The organism is Streptomyces sp. NPDC040610 (assembly GCF_055594065.1).
Genome location: NZ_JBVIXA010000002.1, coordinates 1,274,489 through 1,291,728 on the forward strand (window position 1 = coordinate 1,274,489; position 17,240 = coordinate 1,291,728).

A 17,240-nucleotide genomic window follows, 5' to 3' on the forward strand; every position below is an offset into this window, starting at 1 on the left:
TTCAGGACGAAGCAGCCGATGCCTGCGACAGCGACTCCCGCCACCACATTGATCAACATGGCAGATCCCGACAACAGGATGATGCCAGACGTGTCAAGCAGAACGGGCATCGCGGCATTCAATCTGCCTGCTGACCTGCCCATTGCCTTACGAACTCGACTCACAGCCACCTCACTCGCGTCCGGCTTCCACTGTAGAAAGCCAACAAAAGCGCATCGGCGTTATCGGGCGACCGCCCCAGCCGCTTCTTGATCTCGTCCTTCGGCTCCACCTGAATCCGGCCCTGCGCATCGACGTCCCACAGCGGCGCGAGCATCTGCGCCACCGTCGTGTCGCCGTTCTCCATGACGGACAGGTCCCAGCCCTTGCGCTCCGACAGGCCGCGGCCGACCTCCCACCAGATCTCGGCGCGCAGGTTCTTGAACTTGTCGGGCTTGCTGGCCTTCTCGGAGACGTTCACGGCGACGACCCGCGCACGGTGCTTGCCCTGACTCGCGAGGTTCCGCAGCTCGCCGATCACGCCGAACCCGACGCCGATCGAGTCGACCTTCACCGCGCCCGCGCCGCTCTCCATGAGCGCCTGGAGCACGAGCGGCGCGATCTTCTCCGGCCGGTCCGTGTGGGCCCGCCACTCCCGCCCGGCGCGGCGGCCGCGGCGCTCACGGATGACGGTCTCGTCCCCACCGCCGCCGACATCAACGCCGAGCTCGACGGGCTCCAGGTCCTCCGCCTTGAGCTTGGTCTCGGGGTCGATGCGGCAGGCCGCGATGTCGCTGGCGCGCACGACGCGGTTGGGGGCGTCCTCGCTGAACTCGCCCAAGACCTTGCTGCGGTAGAGGGGGTTGTCCTCGCCCCACTCCTTCGCCTTCTCCTCCACCCACTCCCGGCCCACCAGGGCCTGCGCCACCGGCTCCGGGACTTCCTCGCCGGTCAGGTTCGGGGTGTCGAACGCGCTGATGCCGATCACGTGCCAGCCGGAGCCGGGCACGCACACCTTCCGGAAGTGGCTGGACGGGGAGTCGGGGTTGCCGATCGCGAGGATCCGGCAGTCCGCGTTCGTCGTCAGCGCGTCCGCCGCCACCCACAACTGCTCGGGGATGCCGCACGCCTCGTCGAGGATCACGAGCACGTACCGGGCGTGGATGCCCTGGAACGCTGACTCGTCGTGGTCGGCGGGCTTCCGGCCGAACGCGACGAGCTCGTCGTCGATGTGCCACTCGGTCTGGTTCACGCGGCCAGCGAGCTTGCCGCGGCGGTGGGTTCGGCGGATGTACCGCCACAGGATCGCTCGGACCTGCGCGAAGGTCGGCGCCGAGGTGACGACGAAGGCCTCGCCGGGCGGGTGCGTGTCGAGCCACCACGACGCCACGAGCGAGGCCGTGTGGGATTTGCCCGCGCCGTGGCAGGACCGTACCGCGGTGCGCCGGTGGTCGCGGACGCTGAGCATGATCTCGCGCTGCTTCGACCACACGATCTGCCGCAGGCGTTCCTGTACCCAGCCGACGGGGTTGTGCGCGTACAGGCGCGAGCGCTCGTGGAGGGCGTGGCGGTCGACCTTGCTGCGGAGCTGGTCGCGGATCTCGCGCAGGGCCTTGGTGTCCCCGGCGCGCACCAGTTGCTCGACCTGGTGGCGGACGCTGTCACGCGTCGGGGTCGTCACCGGCGCCGTCCGGGCCGAGGGCGGTGTCGAGGAGGCGACCGATCTCGCGGCCGAGTTGCTCAGCCTCCACGCTGACGCGGGAGGGGGCGTCGAGGCCGAGGAGCTTGCGGAAGCTCTCGCGGGTGCGGAGCGCGCGGTCGATGGCCTTGAGCTTCATCTCGTCGTCGTGGAGGGGCGCTCCGGTGTCGTCGTGGACGATCTGGCCGTAGGAGACGACGTAGTGGTCGCGTTGGAGGATGTCGAGGACCTCGTCGTACATCGCTTCGAGGCGGGTGACTTCGAGGGTGACGAGGTTCTTGCCGGCGCCGTCGACGGCTTCGCGCACGGCGCGGCGGCAGGCGTCGATGGCGGAGCGTTTGGTGATGCCGAGTTCGTCGGCGATCTGCTGGTAGGTGTGGCCTTGGGCTCGGAGTTCGGCGGCGTGGGCGTCTCGGCGTGCGGTGTCAAGGCTGCGTTCGTAGCGGCCGTTGCCGTCGCGGGCGTCTTGGTTCGGGTTGGCCATGGCGCCCTCCTCGCGATGGTTACTGTCTGACGTGGTTTGATGGTAACGGCGCGTGCAACTGGTGGACGGCGCGCTGGAGGCCCGCTTCCGGGGTAGGGGCGGGCCTCTGTCGTGTGCGGGGTCAGGCGGTGAAGACGTGGATGTCGTCGAGGGGCTCGTGGCTGGTGACGCGGACGATGCGCAGTGGGTGGCCGTCTCGGTCGAGGGTCTGCCACTCGTCGATGTTGGCGCCGGTGGCGCGCGCCGTGGCGATGCTGGCCTCCGTGTCGTGGGCGGTTGAGTGGCCCCAGAGGGAGCCGTGGTTGTCGAAGGTGGCGACGGTTGCGGTGGTCGGCGAGGTGGGCATGGTGGGCCCCTTCGGGTCAGGCGGCGAGCAGAAGGCGTGCGGCGAGCTGGTGGTAGCACCGTGACCCCTTGAGCCCGGCGGGGCAGGTGCAGGCGGTGGGGGCGGTGCGGTAGGTCTCGGTGCCGTCGGTGGAGACGGCGATGAAGACGACGCTGCGGAGGGGGATGATCGCGGCGTCGGCGATCAGTTCGCGGGCGCTGGCGACCTGGTGGGGCTTGTAGTCGGTGAGGTCGACGTTGACGTTGCGGATGTGGCGGGCGCAGGTGGGGCCGTAGCCGGTGGCCTGGCTCTTGGTGGAGCGGAGGGTGCGGCCGCAGCGGAGGCAGTTGGTGTGGGTGGTGGTCTGCATGGTGGCCTCCTCGGCGCGACTTCCCCTTACGCCAACAAGCTTGGCATATCGAGTTGGCTATACGCAACAAGGTTGGCCTACTTGATTGGCCAATATTGTGGGAGACTCGTCTCCATGGACACCGCCAAGCTCGAACTCGCAGCCCAGCGCTACCGAGAAGCCGAGACCGCCCTCGAAGCCGCACGCATCGACCTGCAAGCCGAAGCCGTCGCCTTTCTCCGCTCGACCGACGAGCGAGGGGCACAGGCCGCCGTGGTCAAGGTGACCGGCTGGACACGCGAGTACCTGCGACGACTCGTCAAGAGCAGCGAGGAGAAGGCCGGATGAGCGAGGTCGAAGCCCTGCGCTCGGCTCTAACTGAGGAACTGTCCTGCCTCTGGACCGACCTCCAGACTGCGCGCCGCAGCGCCTACAAGGGCAACTGGTCCATGCAGTGCGACTGGATCGTCGAGCGCATCAAGGCGATCACGCCGCTCGTCGGCCCGACACCGTGGACCGCCTTGGACATCGAGCTGATCGAGGACGGCGTGTATCAGCGAATCCACGAGGAGATCGGGGTGGACGCGCCATACGACGAGGCAGGGGTGCGCGAGCATCGGGCGTACCTCAACGCCAGCGCGGGCCCGGTGCGCCCGGACGAGGAGCCTACGCCATGAGCCTGACAGCGCTTCTCCGTCGCGTCCTCCGCCGCGGGGGCGGCACGATGCCCGAACCGCCACCGCTCGCGCCCGACGAGGAGCGCGTCATCCTGTCGCCAGGCTGGAACGGGCCAACGATGGAGACCTCGGCGAACTACACCGGGCGCGGTCTGAACGCCTACCGCAAGCCCACCGCATGACGAAGGCCCCGCCCGGACCACCGGAGCGGGGCCGCTGCGCGACGCGCTAGTCGTCGAGCGTGTCCTCCAACATCTTGTTCTTGTCGAACCGACCCTCGTCGTCCGTCCATCCCAGATCATCGAGGACGTGCGACACCAGCAGCGCGTCGTAGTCCTCATCCTTCAGCCCGTCGCACGCGGCGGGCTTCCCCTTGTCGCCCTTCGGCCGCTCCTTCAGTGCGGTGACACAGTCGTCGGCGATGTCGTCGTACGACGGCCTGCTGAGCCACCACACGCCGCCCCCTACGAGGAGCAGGACGGAGGCGATGACGGCGATGAGAGTGCTGCGGCGCATGGTCCCCCCAAGCGGTGTTGAGGGCCGGATCGTAGCGACGCACGGTGCCCGCGCGGGCGGGAATACCGAATGCCCCGCGGCGACGGAGTGGCGCGGCGGGGCATTCGTGCCGGGCGCGACCCGGCGTGAGTCTCCAGTGTGGCAGGCCGTCAGCCTGCGGGTGGGGTCAGATGCAGGGGAAGTGCGTGCGAGGGTAGTAGCCGCCGCAGCGGGCGCAGTAGATCGTGGTGAAGTCGATGCCGAGGATGATGCAGATGAGGCGTCGTCGCATGGTGGTGCTCCTGTCTCGGGTTCGGTCAGTGGCCGACGCCCATGCAGTCCGCGAGGACCAGGGCGAGCAGCACGAGGACGGCGAGGCAACTCCCGGAGGGCAGCAGCCCGTCGCCGCGGGCTTCGTGGTGGACGCGGTCGATGTGGTCGCCGTCGGCAGGGCGGTGGCCGCCGTGCGCCGCGTCCCGATGGGCGTCGCGGTCGGCCTCGGCGTCCTCGCGGTTGTCACGTCTGGCGGGGCCGATGGTGCGGCACTGATCGCACCGGTACAGGTACGGCATCACGTGCTCCGGCTCTGTTGGAGGCGGTGTGCGTCGGCCGGGTCTTTGATGATCGACATCCCCTCTCGGACATCGACCACGGGCGTGTTGTTGGTGTTGGTGTTGGCGCGTTCATCTGCGACAACACCCCCAACCGGAGGGGGAGTCGGGGCGGGGGGCGGGGGCGGCAGGTCGTCGCGGTGGACGCCGGGCCCGTTCCCGGCCCGGGTGCGCACCCCCGCGCGGGTGGGGATGCCGGCCTCGGCGAGGGCCTCGCGGACGGCCCGGGTGGAGGGCCGGTTGAGGGGTGCGCAGAGGGCTGTGAGGAGGGCTCCGCGGTCGTCGCCGACGGCCTCTCGGACGGCGTCCAGTACGGCTCTGTCCTCGGGCTCGGCGGGAGGCTCGGGGGGCGCTTCGCTGAGCGGTTCGTCGGAGGGTTCGGGGGTGGCCTTGCGCCGAGGCCGGGCGGCGAGTTCGGCGGCCTCTCGGGCGGGGGCGTGCATCCATGCTGCGCCGCACCACAACACGGCGAGGAAGGTGAGGGCCCACGGGCGGTAGTACAGGCAGGCCCACGTCGTGACGGCGCCAGCCCACCATGCGGCGGCGGTTCCGATGCGGGTGCGGATGCGGGTGGCGAGGGTGCCGGAGCCGAGGAGGAACAGGCTGAAGAGGCTGGGCCGCCGGGTCGGGGTGGTCTTCTCCCCCGCTTTGTTGATCTTGGGGAGTTTCATCAGGCAGTGCTCTGCTGGACGTTGGCGATGGCGTCGGAGAGGTAGCTCCAGGACCCGCCCGCGCCGGAGGCGACGTACCAGAAGATGATCCCGAGGACGCCGACCTGCTTGGTCGTCAGTTTCTTCCACAGGATGACGATGGCCAGGCAGAGCGCGAGCGCGGGCATGGTGACGCCTGGGATGATCTCGCGGGTGGTGGCGACGAGGCTGCCGACGAGGTCGGGCACGATCTTGAAGATGCCGCCTGCGGCGGCGTACGCGGACCCGGCGAGCATGGAGAAGAACAGGGTCCACCACCAGCCGAGGGGCTTCATCTTGCCGCCGCCGGGGATGCCGACGAGGAGCAGGACGGTGAGGGCCACGGCGAGGCCGACCGGGGTGAGGTTGCCGAAGATGGTCATGGTCAGGTCCTAGGTGGGGTTGCCGTAGAGGAGGGCGCCGACGACGGCGGAGGAGGCGGGGACGGCGCCGAGCCAGGCGACGGGGCCCCACCAGTGCTGGGTGTTGCGGTAGGTGCATACGCAGAGGAAGGCGACGACGAGCCAGAACACGGACTGCGGGTCGGCGAGGCCGTGGTCGGCGATCCATTCGGCGACGTCGGTGGAGAGCTGGACGAGGCCGATCTCCCATCCGAGGTAGGCGGCGCTGCCGTGGTAGCCGAGCCACTTGAGGCGGCCGGGGATGGCGTCCCAGGCGTCCATGAGGGACTGGCGGGGGCTGGGGACCGGCGGGGCGATGGGGGCGCGGCGCCGGGGCTTGGGGTTCTTGTCCGGCTGCTGGGGGTGGGGCTCCGGCGGCGGGTCCGCGCCATCGGTCGGCTCCTCGGCTGCCGGTGGCGGGGCGGTGCGGTGCCAGGGGCGCCGGTGGTCCTTGGCGGGCTCGGGAGCTGGCGTCGGCCGCTCGTCGAGGTGCAGTTGTTCGCGCAGGTCGTCTGCCGCAGGGCTGTCGGGCGGGGTGTCGTCCGGCGGGTCCGGGGGGTCCGGGGGTGGTGCGGGGCGGGCGTCGGGGCCGACTCCTGCGCGGCGGAGGATGCCGCGGATGCGGAGCTCGTCGGGTCCGGGCGGTATGGCCATGGCGGGGTCCTAGTGGATGAGGTGGGCGGTGAGCGCTGCGGTGGCGGTGGCGGCGGTGAGGGTGGCGGCGGGGCGCCGGTGGCCGTGCGCGGCGGCGGACAGGGCTAGGAACAGCGCGATGAACTCGGTGAGGACGGAGCTGGTGGGGCTGGCGAGTCCGGCGAGGACGAACAGGTGCCAGGCGTCGGCGACATCGCGCAGGACGCTGGTGCTCACGGGCTGCCCCCGGCTGCTCGGAGGAGGCAGAGGCCGAGTACGCACGCTGCGGCGAGGGTGAGGGCGGCGGCGCGGACGATGAGCACGGGCCGGTAGCGGGTGCCGGGGGCGGCGGCGGTGAGGATGATCAGCACGCCGAGGGAGACGACTGCGGCGAGGGCGAGGACGGTCTCGGTGGGGCCGGTCACGAGTAGCCACCCCCGCCCTTCCCGACGGCGGGCCGCGGGTTCCGGGACAGCACGGTGCGGATGTACGCGGTGTCGACGGCGTGGCCGTTCCGCGCGAGGAGATGCGCGATGTCGGCCGGGCGTGCGTGCGCATCAGGCTGCAGCACGGATGATGCGTGGAGGATCAGCTCGGTCTTGTTCGAGGTTTGCGGCAGTGCAATCGGGGGCGGTGTCGGGCCGCTGGCCTGGGGCGCATCAGGGTTCGCGTCATCCGCATCTGGTGATGCGTCGGCCGCTTCATCGGGCGTATCAGGTGATGCGTGGGTGTGCTGGTCGATGAAGGAGGCGAGGTCGCCGGTGTTCTCGAACCAGTCGGTGTCGCCGATGCGGTAGGGGGCGAAGAGGGCGTGCATGCGGCGTTGGATGTCGTGGCCGCCGTGGACGGCGCAGAGGAGATTGCTGTGGTCGGGGAGGCCGGGAGATGCGCTGATCTTGATGTGGTTGCCGCTGGCGAGGAAGTACACGGCAGGACTGCCATGCAGGGCAGTGGGGTCCTCGACGGGCGTGCCGGGGGTGCCGCGCAGTTCGACGGCCGGGTGAGCGGGCTCGATGCTCTCCTCAGGCGCCGCGTCCGGCTGTTCCTCGGCGTGGCCGAGTGCGAGCCGCTCAGCCTCGACTAGGCCCTGCCCGCGCTGGAGCTCACGCCGGATCGGGATCATCGCGAGCTGGCCGTCCACGGCCGCGCGACGCTTGGCGACCCACTGCTCGGTGCGCGGGTCGAGCGGGCGGGCGTGGGCGCGCATGGCGATCGTCCATCCGCCCTTGGCGAGCAGGGACACGGCGGCTCCTGCCGCGCCGACGACCCACTGTCCGGTGAGGTGGCCGTGGGCGTACACGGCGGCCATGGACACCGCGAGGGCCCAGTGTCCGGCGCGGCGGGGCAGTGTGGCGCGCTTGGGGTGGTAGCGCAGGAGCCATTCGACGGCCATGCACAGGATCCATGCGGTGTCGAAGGCGATGCCGGCGCCGTACGCGACGGCGGGGGTGACGGCCATGGAGAGGAGGTCGCCGATGCTGGCGGTTGTCCACGTCAGTGAGACGGCGACGAGGAGGCAGGCGAGGACGGTGACGGTGTGGCGGACGATCTGGTCCCAGTCGCGGGGCGGTTGGGGGGTCTCGACGGTGTACTGCTCGTCGACCATCTCTGTGTGGCCGTCGACGGTGTGCGGCACCTGTCGGGTGCGCGTGATGGTGCGGGTCTTCACGGTGTGGCTCCGGGTGGAGGGGCCGGGCCCGCGCGGGTGGGGCCCGGCCGGGTGGGTCAGCCGTACGAGCGGTAGCGGGCGGCCTCGATGCGGTAGCGAGCGGCCTCGATGCGGGCGGCCATCTGCGCGCGGCCGTGCGGGAGCGCGGGGACGTCGACGATGGGGATGCCGCAGCGCTTCGCGATGGCCCTGATGGCGTCGGTGTAGACGTCGATGTCGTCCGGGGCGCCGGACGGTGGGGCGTCGGGGGTGTCCCAGATCGCGTGGCACAGGGCGGCGACGGCGTCGAGGGTGGGGTCGTTGTGCATGGCCTCGGCGGCGTTCTGGAGGGCGGTGGCGAGGGCGGCGGAGTCGGTCACGTCGGGTCCCCGATCTGCCAGGGCTGGACGCGGTCCTCGTGGTGGTGGGCGTCGCGGTTGCCCTGCGCGCCCAGGTAGTCCTGGCGGGCCCGCGCGAGGAGCTCCTCCGCGGTCGCCGCCGCGTCGAGGACAACCGGGACGGGCCGCACGGGGCCGGCGGGCTGCTCGCTCATCGCAGCCCCCTCGCCGCGCCGCGCAGCACGCGGGCTTGGACGCCGTGCGTGTTGCCCTCGACGCCTGCGGGGATCGCCGCCCATGCGCGGGCCGCGGCCTCGTCGGCGACGGTGGTGGGCAGGTGGTGGAGGAGCTTGGCGACCGCGATGGTGACCGCGCGGCGGAGGGCGGCCTCGGTGGCGCGGCGGCGTGCGCCCATCTGCTCCAGCACGTCGGCCGCGTAGGTGAGGACCTGTGCGGCGTACGAAGGTGCGGGGAGCGTGGGGGTGGGCTGTTCAGGGGGCTGATCGATACGCTCGGGCATTGCCTGCCCTTTCGTCAGAGTGAGGGTGGGCAGCCCCGGCCCATATGGAGCGGTAACTCCGGGCCGGGGCCTTGTTGTTGCTCAGCGCGGGCTCTCACCACGTGCTGTACGGTGACCATACACTAGTCGTGCGGTCACCATACAGGCGTCTGGTGAAGGCCCGCCAAATCAGGAAGGTGCGGGCGTGGCTGACGAGGAGGAGGTGGAGCGGGTGCTCGATGCGCTTGATGCCGTTGAACGCATCGCCGATCCGGAGGCGCGGTCACGCGCACAGGTTCAGATCACGGCGGCGACGCGGGAGCGCGCGGCTCGATGGACTGCCGAGAGGGCCGAGCTCGCGAACCAGATGAAGGCCGAGGGCGAGTCGGTCCGGGGGATCGCGAAGCGGCTGGGGGTGAAGCCGAGCACCGTTCAAGATCTGCTGCGCGGCTACAAGGGGTCAGGGAAGGACCGGCCGCGGGTCGAGGGCGGGGAGGAGTAGCGGTGGATGATCTCGTGCAGTGGCTCGGCGAGCAGTACGACGAGGACGAGCGGATCGCACGGGCCTGTCCCGGCGATGGCGCGTGGGATGCAGATGGGTTCGCGTTCTACGGCCGCGAACTCTCACCCGAAGTTCGTGCGCACGTGGTCGTCCACGATCCGGCGCGGGTGCTGCGCGAGATCGACGCCAAGCGGCAGCTCCTCGCTAAGTACGCCGACGTCTCAGCCAACGACGTCGACGAGGTGGAGTACGCGAACGGGTACGCCAGCGCGCTCGGCGACGCCGTGCGGCTGGCCGCGCTGCCGTACGCGGACCGGCTGGGGTACCGCGAGGAGTGGCGGCCGTAGTCGCACGCGCTTGAGCCCCGGCGACGTGCCGGGGCTTTCGTGTGTCGTGCGGCGCGCGGCTGGCGTGGTGCGTGACGCGGCTTAGGATCTGGCCACGTGGCTGATAGAGACCTCCCTGATGAATTGATCGAGCTGGAACGTTCCGCCGAGGAGGCGCGCGCCGCGCTCGCTGGCCTCGACGGCGAGGCGTACGACGCGCAGTGGCGCGCCTGGCGGGACGCGGCCGGGCGCTTCCAGGCCGCGGTCACCGAGCATGCCGCGCGCGACGGCATGACCATGTCGCGGTACGAACTGGAGCAGGCCGTGAAGCGGGCCGTACGGCACGCGGAGGAGGACTCGGCCGAGTAAGGGCTCGGCGTGCCGGATTCACGGGCCCAGCGCACGCTGGAGGTATGACCGCTGCCCCGATAGTCGTGCACCCGCCATCGCCGTCGGGCGGCCGGCGGGTGACGGTGCGGGACGAGATCCTCGGCCTCGCGCACTCGGACGCCGATCTCCTGGAGTTCCTGCGGCGGGCCGGGCTGCCGGATGGCGAGCAGCTGCTCGATGACGCGGCATGGGTGGAATGGCGCGGTGGGCGGGCGCATCAGTACGAAGAGCCTTGAGCGGGTCAGCGCTGGTCACCCGGCACTACGCTGCGCGCCATGCCTATCGACTGGGGAGACGCTGGCGGATGGGTCGGGGGCGTCGCGGGAGTTGCCGCCTTCGTAGTGGCCTGGAGGGGGAACGCGCACTCCAAGAAGGCGAACGGCGAGGCCGAGAAGGCCAACAAGCTCGCGGCGAGAGCGAACGATAAGAGCGACGAGTCGAACGCCATCGCCCGCCATTCCAACGTGATCGCCGAGGAGGCCAACACGCTCGTGCGTGAGGTGAACGAGGTGGTCCTGCGCCAGGAGCGGCGAGAGACGGAAAACCCGGACGTGGCCTGGGAGGGCAAATGGATAGGACCAGGCCAGTACGAGCTCCGGCGGCGGGGTAACGGTGTTGCTCATCAGGTCGTGGCCAGGGTCACGGTGGACGAGGAGGAGGTCGAGGGCGCAGCAGACCGTGTTGGGCCTGGCGAACGAGTGGTTCTGGAGTTCCCGGCGGCTCGACACGAGCTGGAGCGGGAGCGGCGCGAACTTCAGCAACAGCCGAGGGCCTTGTACGGTTCGGGGCCTGACTACTTGAGGTACTACCGCCACGTGATCGAGGAATGGGTGCAGTGGCGGACGGACGCTGGTGCGCCTGCGACGCACAGGGAAACGTTCACACTGCAGTCTCTAGGAGATCTTGAGTAGTGCTGAGCGGGCGCCCCTTTCAGGAGCGTAGCGGGCGCCCGGGGTGGAGTGGTGGGACTCCTGCGGCCAGAGTCCCACGTGTGGCGGGCAGGACCGGGCAGCTCACCACATCCGGCAGGCACGCCACAGCAGCTCGGCCACGAGGGGGTGGCCGTGCCCAGTGAGCCAGCAGCCAGCCCGGTCGATCTGGCTGTGCACTGCCAGTCGAAAGCGGGCGCGCAGGGGCAGGGCGTTGAGCAGAGTGGTCATGGGGCGCCCTTCCAGTTCGGGCCGCGCAGGGCGGCCGGGACGCTGCTCGTTGGCTTGGCGTCCATGAGCCGCATCAGGGCGGCGAGGTAGCCCGGGGGCTGAGGCTCGGGGCGTTCGGGCTCGGGCCGATCCAGCGCGGCGCGCTGCTCGTCGGTGAGGCCGTAGCCCTCGGCGACGGCGAGCAGCGTGGGGCAGTCGTTGACGTGTTCGGTGATCGGGCCGGGGCAGTACCCGCCGTCGTACCCGCAGCCCTCGCACGCGTAGTGCCCTGGCCAGCCGCCGCCTTGGGGGCGGTGCTCTTCGAGGATCTTCCGGTCGGCCGCGCACCGGCGCAGCACCTCGGGCGGCTTGTGGTGTTCGATGTGCCGCTCGTCGTGCTCAACGCCCCGGTCTACGTACTCGACCTGGCCGAGGACGTGGTGGAGGTCGTTACTGGCCCGTCGGGCTCGTTCTTCGCGCTGGCGGATCTGCTGGGTGATCCAGCCGTGCAGGTCAGGCACCGGACCCCTCCTCATCATGCAGCTCGATCACTGGGTGCGCGGCTTCAGGGTTGCCGTACGCTGCCCGCCACCGCGACTCGAATTCCCTTATGTCCGTTTCGCTGAGCTTGGCCATCGGCGCGGGCCGCCAGTCCTCCACCAACTCCACGACCAGCGACGCGCGCTCGACGTCGTAGCCGACGACCCGGTACAGAACCTGATCCGCGATGTTCACGAGATCCGGGTCGCCGACCTCGCCGATGCTCGCGGGCAATGTGAGGTCGCGGATGACTTGCAGACCGAGGAGCGCGCGAGCGGGCGCGTGGTCGACGATGACGCCTCGCCCGCGCTGGCGGGTGACTTGGATCTCGCCGAGGCCGGGGCAGTCGTGCTCTTTGTGGTCCTGGATGCCGGGTTTCAGGCAGGTGGTGCAGACGCTCATCGGTCGCCGCCCATCTCGACGTCGTGGTTCCGGTCGGCGTCGGCGCATTCGCGGACGCTCGGGCCCTCGTCGTGGGCGGGCCGGGGCGGCGGGACGATCGTGACGGGCGTGCCGGTGGCCATGGCGTGGTCGATGTCGGCCTCGGTCATGTCCGTGTCGTCGGGCTCGGTCGCTTGGGTCACTGCCGGGCCGGTCTCGGCGTGCTCCTCGGACACGTGCCGGTCACGGGCGCGCTCGGCGGATTGCTGGCTGAAGTGGTCGAGGGACAGCCAGCCGTCGCAGGTGTCGGTGCCCCAGCAGCGGAAGCACCAGGCGATCTCGCCCCGGTCGGTGCGGTAGCGGTCGATGATGAGGCCAGTGTGAGGCTCGGACGTTGCCGGGACGGGCTGCTCGTCGAGGGCGGCCAGGACTGCTTCGGCTGCGGCGTCCATGTCGAGGCAGGCGTTCGGGTCTTGGCCGGTGTGAGCCCACTGCTCGGCCAGGGCGCGGACGCGGGCGAGGGCGGCCTCGGCTTGGCCGAGGGCGGCTTCGTGGTCACACTCGATCGGGTCTGAGCAAGACGACACTGGCCTGAGGGTAAGGATCTCGCTCAACGCCGAGCTCGTGGCCGCCTGCGTGATGGCGGGTACGTCGACGGGCTCACCAACGAGCTCCTGTCGGAGGGTCTCGCCGACCGCGCGGGCGACCCGCGCGGTGAGGTCTTGGGCGTCGGTGGTGTCCACGGTGACGTGGAGGGTGAGCTGGTTGGTCACTTCTTCCTCCGTGCTGCGCGCTGGATGGCGCGGCGGGTGGCGCGGTTCGGGCGGGGTGCTGGGGTGTCGTCGGTGGTGTGCTGCTCGACGTGGACGAGGTGCTGCTCCCACAGCGCCCCGGGGTGTGGGGCGTGCTCGCCCCGGGGCGTGGACGAAGGGGCGGTCATGCGGCGCTCCGGTCGTCGTAGTGGGCTTCCAGGTCGGCGATGACGGCCCGCTCGTGAGCGTCGAGCGGCGCCCCGTCCCGGGGCGTGCGGGCGGCGGCCGGGCGCGGGCAGTCGGGTCCGTGGATGGCGCCGTCGGAGTGCTGCCAGAACGAGCAGCACGGGGCGGGCGGGGGCGGAGGTGCGGGCCGGGCGGCGCGCTCGGCACGCTGCATCAGGGCCCGCGCGCGGCGGTCAGCGGCGGCGTCGCAGCGCCCGCACCAGGCGAGGACCAGGGCGCCGTAGACGAGCCCGACGGTGGGGATGGCGTGGCCGTGGTGGCCGGTGTACGCGGCGCCGGTGGCGAGGAGGGCGGCGCCGGTGTAGCAGGCGAGGGCGGTGCGGCGGCGGGGCGTCATGGCTGGCTCCCGGTGTTGACCGCGCGGGCCACAGCGAGGGCCTCGTCGAGGAAGGCGCTGCCCTCGTCGTGCGTGCTGCTCGCCGTGGCCTCCAGCCAGTCGGCGAGGGCGAGGCCGACGGTGGGGTCCATGGCGGCGATGTACGCGGCGAGGGAGCGGCCTTCCTCGCTGTCCATGCGGGTGTCGAGGACGTCGTAGGTGTGGCCGGGGCGGGGGTCGCCCATGTGGATGGTGAACCCGTGGTCTCCGATGCCTCGTTGTGTCCAGGGGGCGGGCGGTACGGCGTTGGTGAGGGTGCGGAGTTTCTCGGCGGCGGCGTGGAGTTCGTCGGCGGGGGTGATCGTCATGGGCTGACCTTGATCTCGTGGAGGGGCGTGCGGGCGGCGAGTTGGGCGTGCAGTTCTCGGACGCGGGCCATGGCCCGCGGGTCACGCCGGGAGAGTGCGCGCCGTGCCAGGGCGGGGAGTTGGTGCCAGCAGGTCTGGCACAGGTACTGGCCGGGGCGCCGGTGAGCGTGGCAGGTGGGGTTGGGGCAGGGCGTGGTCATCAGCTGAGGTCCTCGTCGGTGGGCCGGTTGACGCGGTGGATGCGTATGGGCGGGGGTTCTGGGGGTGGCGGGTCGTGGCGGTGGCGCCAGGCCCGGATGGTGTTGACCGGGTCGGTGGTCAGCAGCAGGGCGAGTAGCACGGCTTGTCGGGGCTTGCTGGCCCATCGGTCGAGGTGGAAGCGGAGTTGCCAGTTGGTCCACTCGGCGAGGCGGTCGTGGGGGCGGAGGCGGCCGAGGGCGTAGCCGACGGCGAGCGCGACGGTGAGGGCGATGGCGAGCGTCATGAGGCCCCCTGGTTGCGAGCGGCTGTGTGGCCGTCTGCGGGGCGTGTGCGGCGTCGAGCGAGAATCCGGGCGCTGATGGGTCCGCGAGCCCAGGAGGGGCCCGTGTGGCGCCGCCTGAGGGCCCGCCAGGCCCACGCGACGAGCGCCGCGAGGCCGAGCGTGACGATGGCGGCTACGGCTGCGGCGGCGAGGATCCACCAGAGGAACGCGCGGAACAGCGTGAACGCGGTGTCGATGGCCTCGCCGATCACGACGGCCCCGGGGAGCGCTCGCCCTCGGCAGCGGGCTGTCGGCAGACGTTCCAGTCGCAGGGGCTGTCGGGTTCGGTGTGCCAGCACTGGACGGGTGCGTCTTCGGTGTCGGCCTGCTGCGCCTCGTCGGCCATGCGGCGGAGGTCGCCGACCTGCTCATGAATCGCATCCCAGGTGGCGCCGGTTCCGAGCCCGAGCTTCACGGACAGAGCGAAGCGGTGGCCCTCAACGGTGGCGCGCCCCGTCTCGATCAGGCCCTGGTGTCCCTCGCGCATGCACCGAGCGCCGACCTTGGCCAAGCCCTGGTCGCGCTGGGCGTCCTCTTCGAGCACCTGGACTCGCGCCCGTAGATGGCCCTCCTCGGTGAGCGCGGGAGGCGGCGTGACGGCGGCCCGGTCGGCGGGCGCGGGGAGGACGGCCAGGAGGAAGCCGATGTCGTCCGCCGCGTGGGCCAGAGCGGCCGCTTCCTCGTAGCTGAGCAGCGGCCCCGCCTCACACGAGCCACGCTTCCGACCGAAATCGTTCGGGGCGTCAGCGACCAACTCGTTGCAGTCGAGCGCGGAGCGGTGGTCAACGAACCAGCCGGTGGGCTCGTCGTCGCAGGACAGGCAGCGGCAGCCGTCGGCGCCGTGCTGGTGCGGGGTGGCTTCCCATTCCCGGGCGGCGAGGACCGCGTGACGGCGCTGGATGCTGGCGATGCGGTCGCGGAGGTCGGCCCGGTCGGCGGACGGCTGCACGGCGGCCTGCTGCTCCAGCTCGGCGACCCGGGCCTCCGCCTGCTCGGCGCGGTCGCGCATCTGTGTCCAGTCGCGGCGGAGTCGGTCGGTGTCGCGGCCGAGCATGTCTCGCTCGGCGGTGAGGTGGGCCTGCTCGGCGTCCGCCACCGCGAGAACGGCGCCGGTGATCCACGTGATCCAGTCGTTGATGCGCTCGGCGCCGGGCTCGCCGACCAACTCGGCGTCCTGGAGGCCGAACCGCATGTTCGGGCCGAACGCCGCCGCGTACCGGTCTCGGCGCTCGGCGTCGGCGGGCACAGACGGCACGGCGGTCCGGGATGCGTCGTAGGCGTCCAGCAGCGCCTCCGGCGACCCGTACCCGAGCGCGCCCACGCAGAAGTTGAAATCGACCGCGCGCAGCAGATCCTCACGGACACTGCCAGCGCCGTCGACAGGCCTCGCCTCGGGCTCGGCCGTGGCCTCGGCGAGCATCCCGGCAACCGCCCGGCACACCCGTGCGTGCTGCTCCGGGAACGACGGGACGTGCGGGCCGGGGATCGCGACGGCATCCCACAGGGCGTCGGCCTGCAGCACGGTGAGACCGTCGGCCGGGCCGGTGGAGGCGGGCACAGGCGGCACGGCGGCGGGCGCGGTGTCGAAGTCCCGCTCATCCGGCCGCACCGCCAGCAGCGACAAGTCGGCCGGGGCCTCAGCCAGCCGCCGCAGCCAGTCCACCGACACAGTCCGGCGCCCGGAGAACGTCTCCGCGTGCTCGGCAACGAGGCACAGCAGCGCTCCCTCCAGCTGCTCGCGCGCGTCCTGGATGCGGTCGTTGTAGTCGCGCTGCTGCCGCTTGCCCTCGCCGGTCAGGGCCTCCCCGCTCGGGTGGTAGCGGTGGTGTCCGTAGGCGGCGAGCTGGAACATCTCTGCTTGGGCCAGGTTGTACGCCTGCTGGGTGGGCGTCAGGCCTGTGGCGGACGGTTCAGGCATGGTCATCTCCGGTGGGTTCGTGGTGTGCTGGGTGGTGCGGCCCGCCCCGGTAGCCACGGGGCGGGCCGTCCTGCTGCTCATCGCGGGTCGTCGACCGGCATCCAGCGCGTCACGGTGACGGGCCGTTCCTCGACCTCGACGGCGGTGACCGTCGGCCCGCGCCAGCCGTAGCCGTCGGGGGCGCCGCCGACCTCGAAGTCGCCGGTGTCGATGGGCGCTTCGTAGGTGATCGCGTACGTCTTGCCGTCGTCCTCGGCGTGGAAGATGCAGCGGCGCTGCTGGGAGTACTTCAGGACGGTGACGTGCTCGTCGGCGAGGAGGACGTCGCTGTAGTCGACGTCGTCGGGGTGGTCGGGTGGGACGCCGAGGGCGGCGAGCTGCTCGCGGGTGAACTGGCGGGTGGCCATGTCGGTGCTCCTGGTGTCGGGTTGGAAGGTCAGGACTTCGTGCTGGACTGAGGCCTGGCAGGGGCGCCTCGTCGGCGGTCGGTGCCTCGCCGGAAGTCGTCACGCGCTTCCCGGAGGATCAGGAAGAAGGGCAGCGCGAATTCCAGGCCGACGAGCGCTGCCGGGTTCAGTTCGCTGAGCAGGCCGTGGACCTCTGCCTCGTCGAGTTCGATGTGAATGAGGCGCTGGCCGGGCAGGTGGTTGGCGTAGATCCGGTCCATGGTCGGAACCTCCTGGGTGTGCGAGGGAGTGCCCGGGGCGGGATTCGAACCCGCAAGTGGGGCCGCTTTTAAGGCGGCTGCGTCTGCCGTTGCGCCACCCGGGCCGGTCGGGGTCAGTGGGCGCCGAGGTCGAACAGCCCGTCGCCGGTCTCGTCGACCTGGCAGGGCTCGGTGGGGCGAGGGAGACAGCCGGTGTGCACGTGCTGCGGGTCTGGATTGGGGTTCCCGGCGTCGAGATCGAGACCGCAGCGGGTCTTGGCGGGGCTGCTCTCGGCGGGGCGGTGGCCGAGGGTGGGGTGGTCGGGGAAGGAGATCCAGTCGGTCATGTGCTGCTCCTGGTGGGTT

The 17,240-nt window shown here is 71.2% G+C and carries 36 protein-coding genes and 1 tRNA gene; 8 read left to right on the forward strand and 29 right to left on the reverse strand.

The window, feature by feature from the left end:
* Positions 1-160: 160 nt before the first annotated feature.
* From ACZ6AA_RS11990 to ACZ6AA_RS12005, 4 genes are all read right to left on the reverse strand, one after another.
* Positions 161-1,660 carry a hypothetical protein gene (locus tag ACZ6AA_RS11990; RefSeq protein ID WP_471457663.1) on the reverse strand — a complete coding sequence of 500 codons (1,500 nt, stop codon included), beginning with the start codon at positions 1,658-1,660 and terminating at the stop codon, positions 161-163.
* Positions 1,641-2,162 (reverse strand): helix-turn-helix domain-containing protein, encoded by a 522-nt coding sequence (locus tag ACZ6AA_RS11995; protein WP_471457665.1) that lies wholly within the window; start codon positions 2,160-2,162, stop codon positions 1,641-1,643. The genes ACZ6AA_RS11990 and ACZ6AA_RS11995 overlap by 20 nt, the downstream gene beginning before the upstream one ends.
* A 121-nt stretch (positions 2,163-2,283) precedes the next feature.
* Positions 2,284-2,508: a hypothetical protein gene (locus ACZ6AA_RS12000; protein WP_471457667.1), complete on the reverse strand. Its 225-nt coding sequence runs from the start codon at positions 2,506-2,508 to the stop codon at positions 2,284-2,286.
* A gap of 16 nt (positions 2,509-2,524) precedes the next feature.
* Positions 2,525-2,857 (reverse strand): DUF6011 domain-containing protein, encoded by a 333-nt coding sequence (locus tag ACZ6AA_RS12005; protein ID WP_471457668.1) that lies wholly within the window; start codon positions 2,855-2,857, stop codon positions 2,525-2,527.
* Between the two features lie 114 nt (positions 2,858-2,971).
* Between ACZ6AA_RS12005 and ACZ6AA_RS12010 the strand changes: the two genes are divergently transcribed.
* Genes ACZ6AA_RS12010 through ACZ6AA_RS12020 form a run of 3 tightly spaced genes read left to right on the forward strand, consistent with a single transcriptional unit; the run spans position 2,972 to position 3,695 of the window.
* Complete coding sequence (locus ACZ6AA_RS12010; RefSeq protein ID WP_471457670.1) at positions 2,972-3,184, forward strand: hypothetical protein; 213 nt, start codon at positions 2,972-2,974, stop codon at positions 3,182-3,184.
* Positions 3,181-3,513, forward strand: a complete 333-nt coding sequence (locus ACZ6AA_RS12015) for a hypothetical protein (protein ID WP_471457672.1) — start codon at positions 3,181-3,183, stop codon at positions 3,511-3,513. Before ACZ6AA_RS12010 ends, ACZ6AA_RS12015 begins: the two co-directional genes overlap by 4 nt.
* Positions 3,510-3,695 (forward strand): hypothetical protein, encoded by a 186-nt coding sequence (locus ACZ6AA_RS12020; RefSeq protein ID WP_471457673.1) that lies wholly within the window; start codon positions 3,510-3,512, stop codon positions 3,693-3,695. The genes ACZ6AA_RS12015 and ACZ6AA_RS12020 overlap by 4 nt, the downstream gene beginning before the upstream one ends.
* A 46-nt stretch (positions 3,696-3,741) precedes the next feature.
* Here ACZ6AA_RS12020 and ACZ6AA_RS12025 read toward each other — a convergent pair whose 3' ends face one another.
* From ACZ6AA_RS12025 to ACZ6AA_RS12075, 11 genes are all read right to left on the reverse strand, one after another.
* Positions 3,742-4,029 (reverse strand): hypothetical protein, encoded by a 288-nt coding sequence (locus ACZ6AA_RS12025; protein WP_471457674.1) that lies wholly within the window; start codon positions 4,027-4,029, stop codon positions 3,742-3,744.
* Between the two features lie 296 nt (positions 4,030-4,325).
* Positions 4,326-4,580 (reverse strand): hypothetical protein, encoded by a 255-nt coding sequence (locus ACZ6AA_RS12030; protein WP_471457675.1) that lies wholly within the window; start codon positions 4,578-4,580, stop codon positions 4,326-4,328.
* On the reverse strand, positions 4,580-5,290 hold the full coding sequence (locus ACZ6AA_RS12035) for a hypothetical protein (protein ID WP_471457676.1): 711 nt from the start codon (positions 5,288-5,290) through the stop codon (positions 4,580-4,582). The genes ACZ6AA_RS12030 and ACZ6AA_RS12035 overlap by 1 nt, the downstream gene beginning before the upstream one ends.
* Complete coding sequence (locus ACZ6AA_RS12040; RefSeq protein WP_471457677.1) at positions 5,290-5,691, reverse strand: hypothetical protein; 402 nt, start codon at positions 5,689-5,691, stop codon at positions 5,290-5,292. Before ACZ6AA_RS12040 ends, ACZ6AA_RS12035 begins: the two co-directional genes overlap by 1 nt.
* Before the next feature lie 9 nt (positions 5,692-5,700).
* Positions 5,701-6,363, reverse strand: a complete 663-nt coding sequence (locus tag ACZ6AA_RS12045) for a hypothetical protein (RefSeq protein ID WP_471457678.1) — start codon at positions 6,361-6,363, stop codon at positions 5,701-5,703.
* A 9-nt stretch (positions 6,364-6,372) separates the two neighbouring features.
* Positions 6,373-6,579, reverse strand: a complete 207-nt coding sequence (locus tag ACZ6AA_RS12050) for a hypothetical protein (RefSeq protein WP_471457679.1) — start codon at positions 6,577-6,579, stop codon at positions 6,373-6,375.
* Positions 6,576-6,767 carry a hypothetical protein gene (locus tag ACZ6AA_RS12055; RefSeq protein WP_471457680.1) on the reverse strand — a complete coding sequence of 64 codons (192 nt, stop codon included), beginning with the start codon at positions 6,765-6,767 and terminating at the stop codon, positions 6,576-6,578. Before ACZ6AA_RS12055 ends, ACZ6AA_RS12050 begins: the two co-directional genes overlap by 4 nt.
* Entirely contained in the window at positions 6,764-8,011 is a 1,248-nt protein-coding gene (locus ACZ6AA_RS12060; RefSeq protein ID WP_471457681.1) for a hypothetical protein, read from the reverse strand. Before ACZ6AA_RS12060 ends, ACZ6AA_RS12055 begins: the two co-directional genes overlap by 4 nt.
* A gap of 56 nt (positions 8,012-8,067) precedes the next feature.
* Positions 8,068-8,370, reverse strand: coding sequence for a hypothetical protein (locus ACZ6AA_RS12065; protein ID WP_471457682.1), 303 nt, complete (start codon positions 8,368-8,370; stop codon positions 8,068-8,070).
* Positions 8,367-8,543 carry a hypothetical protein gene (locus tag ACZ6AA_RS12070; RefSeq protein WP_471457683.1) on the reverse strand — a complete coding sequence of 59 codons (177 nt, stop codon included), beginning with the start codon at positions 8,541-8,543 and terminating at the stop codon, positions 8,367-8,369. Before ACZ6AA_RS12070 ends, ACZ6AA_RS12065 begins: the two co-directional genes overlap by 4 nt.
* A complete protein-coding gene (locus ACZ6AA_RS12075) occupies positions 8,540-8,848 on the reverse strand; it encodes a hypothetical protein (protein ID WP_471457684.1) in 309 nt (102 codons plus the stop codon). Before ACZ6AA_RS12075 ends, ACZ6AA_RS12070 begins: the two co-directional genes overlap by 4 nt.
* Positions 8,849-9,032: 184 nt before the next feature.
* Here ACZ6AA_RS12075 and ACZ6AA_RS12080 point away from each other — a divergent pair, with 184 nt between their 5' ends.
* The 5 genes from ACZ6AA_RS12080 (at position 9,033) to ACZ6AA_RS12100 (ending at position 10,956) form a co-directional block, all read left to right on the forward strand.
* Positions 9,033-9,329: a helix-turn-helix domain-containing protein gene (locus tag ACZ6AA_RS12080; protein WP_471457686.1), complete on the forward strand. Its 297-nt coding sequence runs from the start codon at positions 9,033-9,035 to the stop codon at positions 9,327-9,329.
* Between the two features lie 2 nt (positions 9,330-9,331).
* Positions 9,332-9,676 carry a DUF6221 family protein gene (locus ACZ6AA_RS12085; protein ID WP_471457688.1) on the forward strand — a complete coding sequence of 115 codons (345 nt, stop codon included), beginning with the start codon at positions 9,332-9,334 and terminating at the stop codon, positions 9,674-9,676.
* A 96-nt stretch (positions 9,677-9,772) separates the two neighbouring features.
* Positions 9,773-10,024: a hypothetical protein gene (locus tag ACZ6AA_RS12090; RefSeq protein WP_471457690.1), complete on the forward strand. Its 252-nt coding sequence runs from the start codon at positions 9,773-9,775 to the stop codon at positions 10,022-10,024.
* Between the two features lie 44 nt (positions 10,025-10,068).
* Positions 10,069-10,281 (forward strand): hypothetical protein, encoded by a 213-nt coding sequence (locus ACZ6AA_RS12095; protein WP_471457692.1) that lies wholly within the window; start codon positions 10,069-10,071, stop codon positions 10,279-10,281.
* Between the two features lie 39 nt (positions 10,282-10,320).
* On the forward strand, positions 10,321-10,956 hold the full coding sequence (locus tag ACZ6AA_RS12100; RefSeq protein ID WP_471457694.1) for a hypothetical protein: 636 nt from the start codon (positions 10,321-10,323) through the stop codon (positions 10,954-10,956).
* Positions 10,957-11,058: 102 nt separating this feature from the next.
* On the opposite strand, the gene ACZ6AA_RS12105 is transcribed toward ACZ6AA_RS12100, so the two are convergent.
* From ACZ6AA_RS12105 to ACZ6AA_RS12170, 14 genes are all read right to left on the reverse strand, one after another.
* Positions 11,059-11,205 carry a hypothetical protein gene (locus ACZ6AA_RS12105; protein ID WP_471457696.1) on the reverse strand — a complete coding sequence of 49 codons (147 nt, stop codon included), beginning with the start codon at positions 11,203-11,205 and terminating at the stop codon, positions 11,059-11,061.
* Positions 11,202-11,705: a DUF6221 family protein gene (locus tag ACZ6AA_RS12110; protein ID WP_471457699.1), complete on the reverse strand. Its 504-nt coding sequence runs from the start codon at positions 11,703-11,705 to the stop codon at positions 11,202-11,204. The genes ACZ6AA_RS12105 and ACZ6AA_RS12110 overlap by 4 nt, the downstream gene beginning before the upstream one ends.
* A complete protein-coding gene (locus tag ACZ6AA_RS12115) occupies positions 11,698-12,126 on the reverse strand; it encodes a hypothetical protein (RefSeq protein WP_471457701.1) in 429 nt (142 codons plus the stop codon). The genes ACZ6AA_RS12110 and ACZ6AA_RS12115 overlap by 8 nt, the downstream gene beginning before the upstream one ends.
* Positions 12,123-12,878, reverse strand: coding sequence for a hypothetical protein (locus ACZ6AA_RS12120; RefSeq protein WP_471457703.1), 756 nt, complete (start codon positions 12,876-12,878; stop codon positions 12,123-12,125). Before ACZ6AA_RS12120 ends, ACZ6AA_RS12115 begins: the two co-directional genes overlap by 4 nt.
* Positions 12,875-13,045 (reverse strand): hypothetical protein, encoded by a 171-nt coding sequence (locus tag ACZ6AA_RS12125; RefSeq protein WP_471457705.1) that lies wholly within the window; start codon positions 13,043-13,045, stop codon positions 12,875-12,877. The genes ACZ6AA_RS12120 and ACZ6AA_RS12125 overlap by 4 nt, the downstream gene beginning before the upstream one ends.
* A complete protein-coding gene (locus ACZ6AA_RS12130) occupies positions 13,042-13,440 on the reverse strand; it encodes a hypothetical protein (RefSeq protein WP_471457707.1) in 399 nt (132 codons plus the stop codon). Before ACZ6AA_RS12130 ends, ACZ6AA_RS12125 begins: the two co-directional genes overlap by 4 nt.
* Positions 13,437-13,787, reverse strand: a complete 351-nt coding sequence (locus ACZ6AA_RS12135) for a hypothetical protein (RefSeq protein WP_471457708.1) — start codon at positions 13,785-13,787, stop codon at positions 13,437-13,439. The genes ACZ6AA_RS12130 and ACZ6AA_RS12135 overlap by 4 nt, the downstream gene beginning before the upstream one ends.
* Positions 13,784-13,987 (reverse strand): hypothetical protein, encoded by a 204-nt coding sequence (locus ACZ6AA_RS12140; protein ID WP_471457710.1) that lies wholly within the window; start codon positions 13,985-13,987, stop codon positions 13,784-13,786. The genes ACZ6AA_RS12135 and ACZ6AA_RS12140 overlap by 4 nt, the downstream gene beginning before the upstream one ends.
* Entirely contained in the window at positions 13,987-14,271 is a 285-nt protein-coding gene (locus tag ACZ6AA_RS12145) for a hypothetical protein (protein WP_471457712.1), read from the reverse strand. Before ACZ6AA_RS12145 ends, ACZ6AA_RS12140 begins: the two co-directional genes overlap by 1 nt.
* 247 nt (positions 14,272-14,518) lie before the next feature.
* Complete coding sequence (locus ACZ6AA_RS12150; protein ID WP_471457714.1) at positions 14,519-16,228, reverse strand: hypothetical protein; 1,710 nt, start codon at positions 16,226-16,228, stop codon at positions 14,519-14,521.
* 77 nt (positions 16,229-16,305) lie between these two features.
* The gene (locus ACZ6AA_RS12155) at positions 16,306-16,635 is read right to left on the reverse strand and encodes a hypothetical protein (RefSeq protein ID WP_471457716.1); all 330 of its coding nucleotides are present in this window, start codon (positions 16,633-16,635) and stop codon (positions 16,306-16,308) included.
* A 29-nt stretch (positions 16,636-16,664) separates the two neighbouring features.
* On the reverse strand, positions 16,665-16,895 hold the full coding sequence (locus ACZ6AA_RS12160) for a hypothetical protein (RefSeq protein WP_471457718.1): 231 nt from the start codon (positions 16,893-16,895) through the stop codon (positions 16,665-16,667).
* A gap of 29 nt (positions 16,896-16,924) precedes the next feature.
* Positions 16,925-16,999: transfer RNA gene (locus ACZ6AA_RS12165), tRNA-Leu, on the reverse strand.
* Positions 17,000-17,008: 9 nt separating this feature from the next.
* Positions 17,009-17,221, reverse strand: a complete 213-nt coding sequence (locus ACZ6AA_RS12170; RefSeq protein WP_471457720.1) for a hypothetical protein — start codon at positions 17,219-17,221, stop codon at positions 17,009-17,011.
* Between the last annotated feature and the right edge of the window lie 19 nt (positions 17,222-17,240).

Excerpts from the sequence above, each read along its gene's own strand:
- ACZ6AA_RS11995 (WP_471457665.1), bottom strand. The coding sequence starts at position 2,162 with ATGGCCAACCCGAACCAAGACGCCCGCGACGGCAACGGCCGCTACGAA.
- ACZ6AA_RS12000 (WP_471457667.1), bottom strand. The coding sequence starts at position 2,508 with ATGCCCACCTCGCCGACCACCGCAACCGTCGCCACCTTCGACAACCAC.
- ACZ6AA_RS12005 (WP_471457668.1), bottom strand. The coding sequence starts at position 2,857 with ATGCAGACCACCACCCACACCAACTGCCTCCGCTGCGGCCGCACCCTC.
- ACZ6AA_RS12010 (WP_471457670.1), top strand. The coding sequence starts at position 2,972 with ATGGACACCGCCAAGCTCGAACTCGCAGCCCAGCGCTACCGAGAAGCC.
- ACZ6AA_RS12015 (WP_471457672.1), top strand. The coding sequence starts at position 3,181 with ATGAGCGAGGTCGAAGCCCTGCGCTCGGCTCTAACTGAGGAACTGTCC.
- ACZ6AA_RS12020 (WP_471457673.1), top strand. The coding sequence starts at position 3,510 with ATGAGCCTGACAGCGCTTCTCCGTCGCGTCCTCCGCCGCGGGGGCGGC.
- ACZ6AA_RS12025 (WP_471457674.1), bottom strand. The coding sequence starts at position 4,029 with ATGCGCCGCAGCACTCTCATCGCCGTCATCGCCTCCGTCCTGCTCCTC.
- ACZ6AA_RS12030 (WP_471457675.1), bottom strand. The coding sequence starts at position 4,580 with ATGCCGTACCTGTACCGGTGCGATCAGTGCCGCACCATCGGCCCCGCC.
- ACZ6AA_RS12035 (WP_471457676.1), bottom strand. The coding sequence starts at position 5,290 with ATGAAACTCCCCAAGATCAACAAAGCGGGGGAGAAGACCACCCCGACC.
- ACZ6AA_RS12040 (WP_471457677.1), bottom strand. The coding sequence starts at position 5,691 with ATGACCATCTTCGGCAACCTCACCCCGGTCGGCCTCGCCGTGGCCCTC.
- ACZ6AA_RS12045 (WP_471457678.1), bottom strand. The coding sequence starts at position 6,363 with ATGGCCATACCGCCCGGACCCGACGAGCTCCGCATCCGCGGCATCCTC.
- ACZ6AA_RS12070 (WP_471457683.1), bottom strand. The coding sequence starts at position 8,543 with ATGAGCGAGCAGCCCGCCGGCCCCGTGCGGCCCGTCCCGGTTGTCCTC.
- ACZ6AA_RS12075 (WP_471457684.1), bottom strand. The coding sequence starts at position 8,848 with ATGCCCGAGCGTATCGATCAGCCCCCTGAACAGCCCACCCCCACGCTC.
- ACZ6AA_RS12095 (WP_471457692.1), top strand. The coding sequence starts at position 10,069 with ATGACCGCTGCCCCGATAGTCGTGCACCCGCCATCGCCGTCGGGCGGC.
- ACZ6AA_RS12100 (WP_471457694.1), top strand. The coding sequence starts at position 10,321 with ATGCCTATCGACTGGGGAGACGCTGGCGGATGGGTCGGGGGCGTCGCG.
- ACZ6AA_RS12105 (WP_471457696.1), bottom strand. The coding sequence starts at position 11,205 with ATGACCACTCTGCTCAACGCCCTGCCCCTGCGCGCCCGCTTTCGACTG.
- ACZ6AA_RS12115 (WP_471457701.1), bottom strand. The coding sequence starts at position 12,126 with ATGAGCGTCTGCACCACCTGCCTGAAACCCGGCATCCAGGACCACAAA.
- ACZ6AA_RS12125 (WP_471457705.1), bottom strand. The coding sequence starts at position 13,045 with ATGACCGCCCCTTCGTCCACGCCCCGGGGCGAGCACGCCCCACACCCC.
- ACZ6AA_RS12130 (WP_471457707.1), bottom strand. The coding sequence starts at position 13,440 with ATGACGCCCCGCCGCCGCACCGCCCTCGCCTGCTACACCGGCGCCGCC.
- ACZ6AA_RS12135 (WP_471457708.1), bottom strand. The coding sequence starts at position 13,787 with ATGACGATCACCCCCGCCGACGAACTCCACGCCGCCGCCGAGAAACTC.
- ACZ6AA_RS12140 (WP_471457710.1), bottom strand. The coding sequence starts at position 13,987 with ATGACCACGCCCTGCCCCAACCCCACCTGCCACGCTCACCGGCGCCCC.
- ACZ6AA_RS12145 (WP_471457712.1), bottom strand. The coding sequence starts at position 14,271 with ATGACGCTCGCCATCGCCCTCACCGTCGCGCTCGCCGTCGGCTACGCC.
- ACZ6AA_RS12150 (WP_471457714.1), bottom strand. The coding sequence starts at position 16,228 with ATGCCTGAACCGTCCGCCACAGGCCTGACGCCCACCCAGCAGGCGTAC.
- ACZ6AA_RS12155 (WP_471457716.1), bottom strand. The coding sequence starts at position 16,635 with ATGGCCACCCGCCAGTTCACCCGCGAGCAGCTCGCCGCCCTCGGCGTC.
- ACZ6AA_RS12160 (WP_471457718.1), bottom strand. The coding sequence starts at position 16,895 with ATGGACCGGATCTACGCCAACCACCTGCCCGGCCAGCGCCTCATTCAC.
- ACZ6AA_RS12170 (WP_471457720.1), bottom strand. The coding sequence starts at position 17,221 with ATGACCGACTGGATCTCCTTCCCCGACCACCCCACCCTCGGCCACCGC.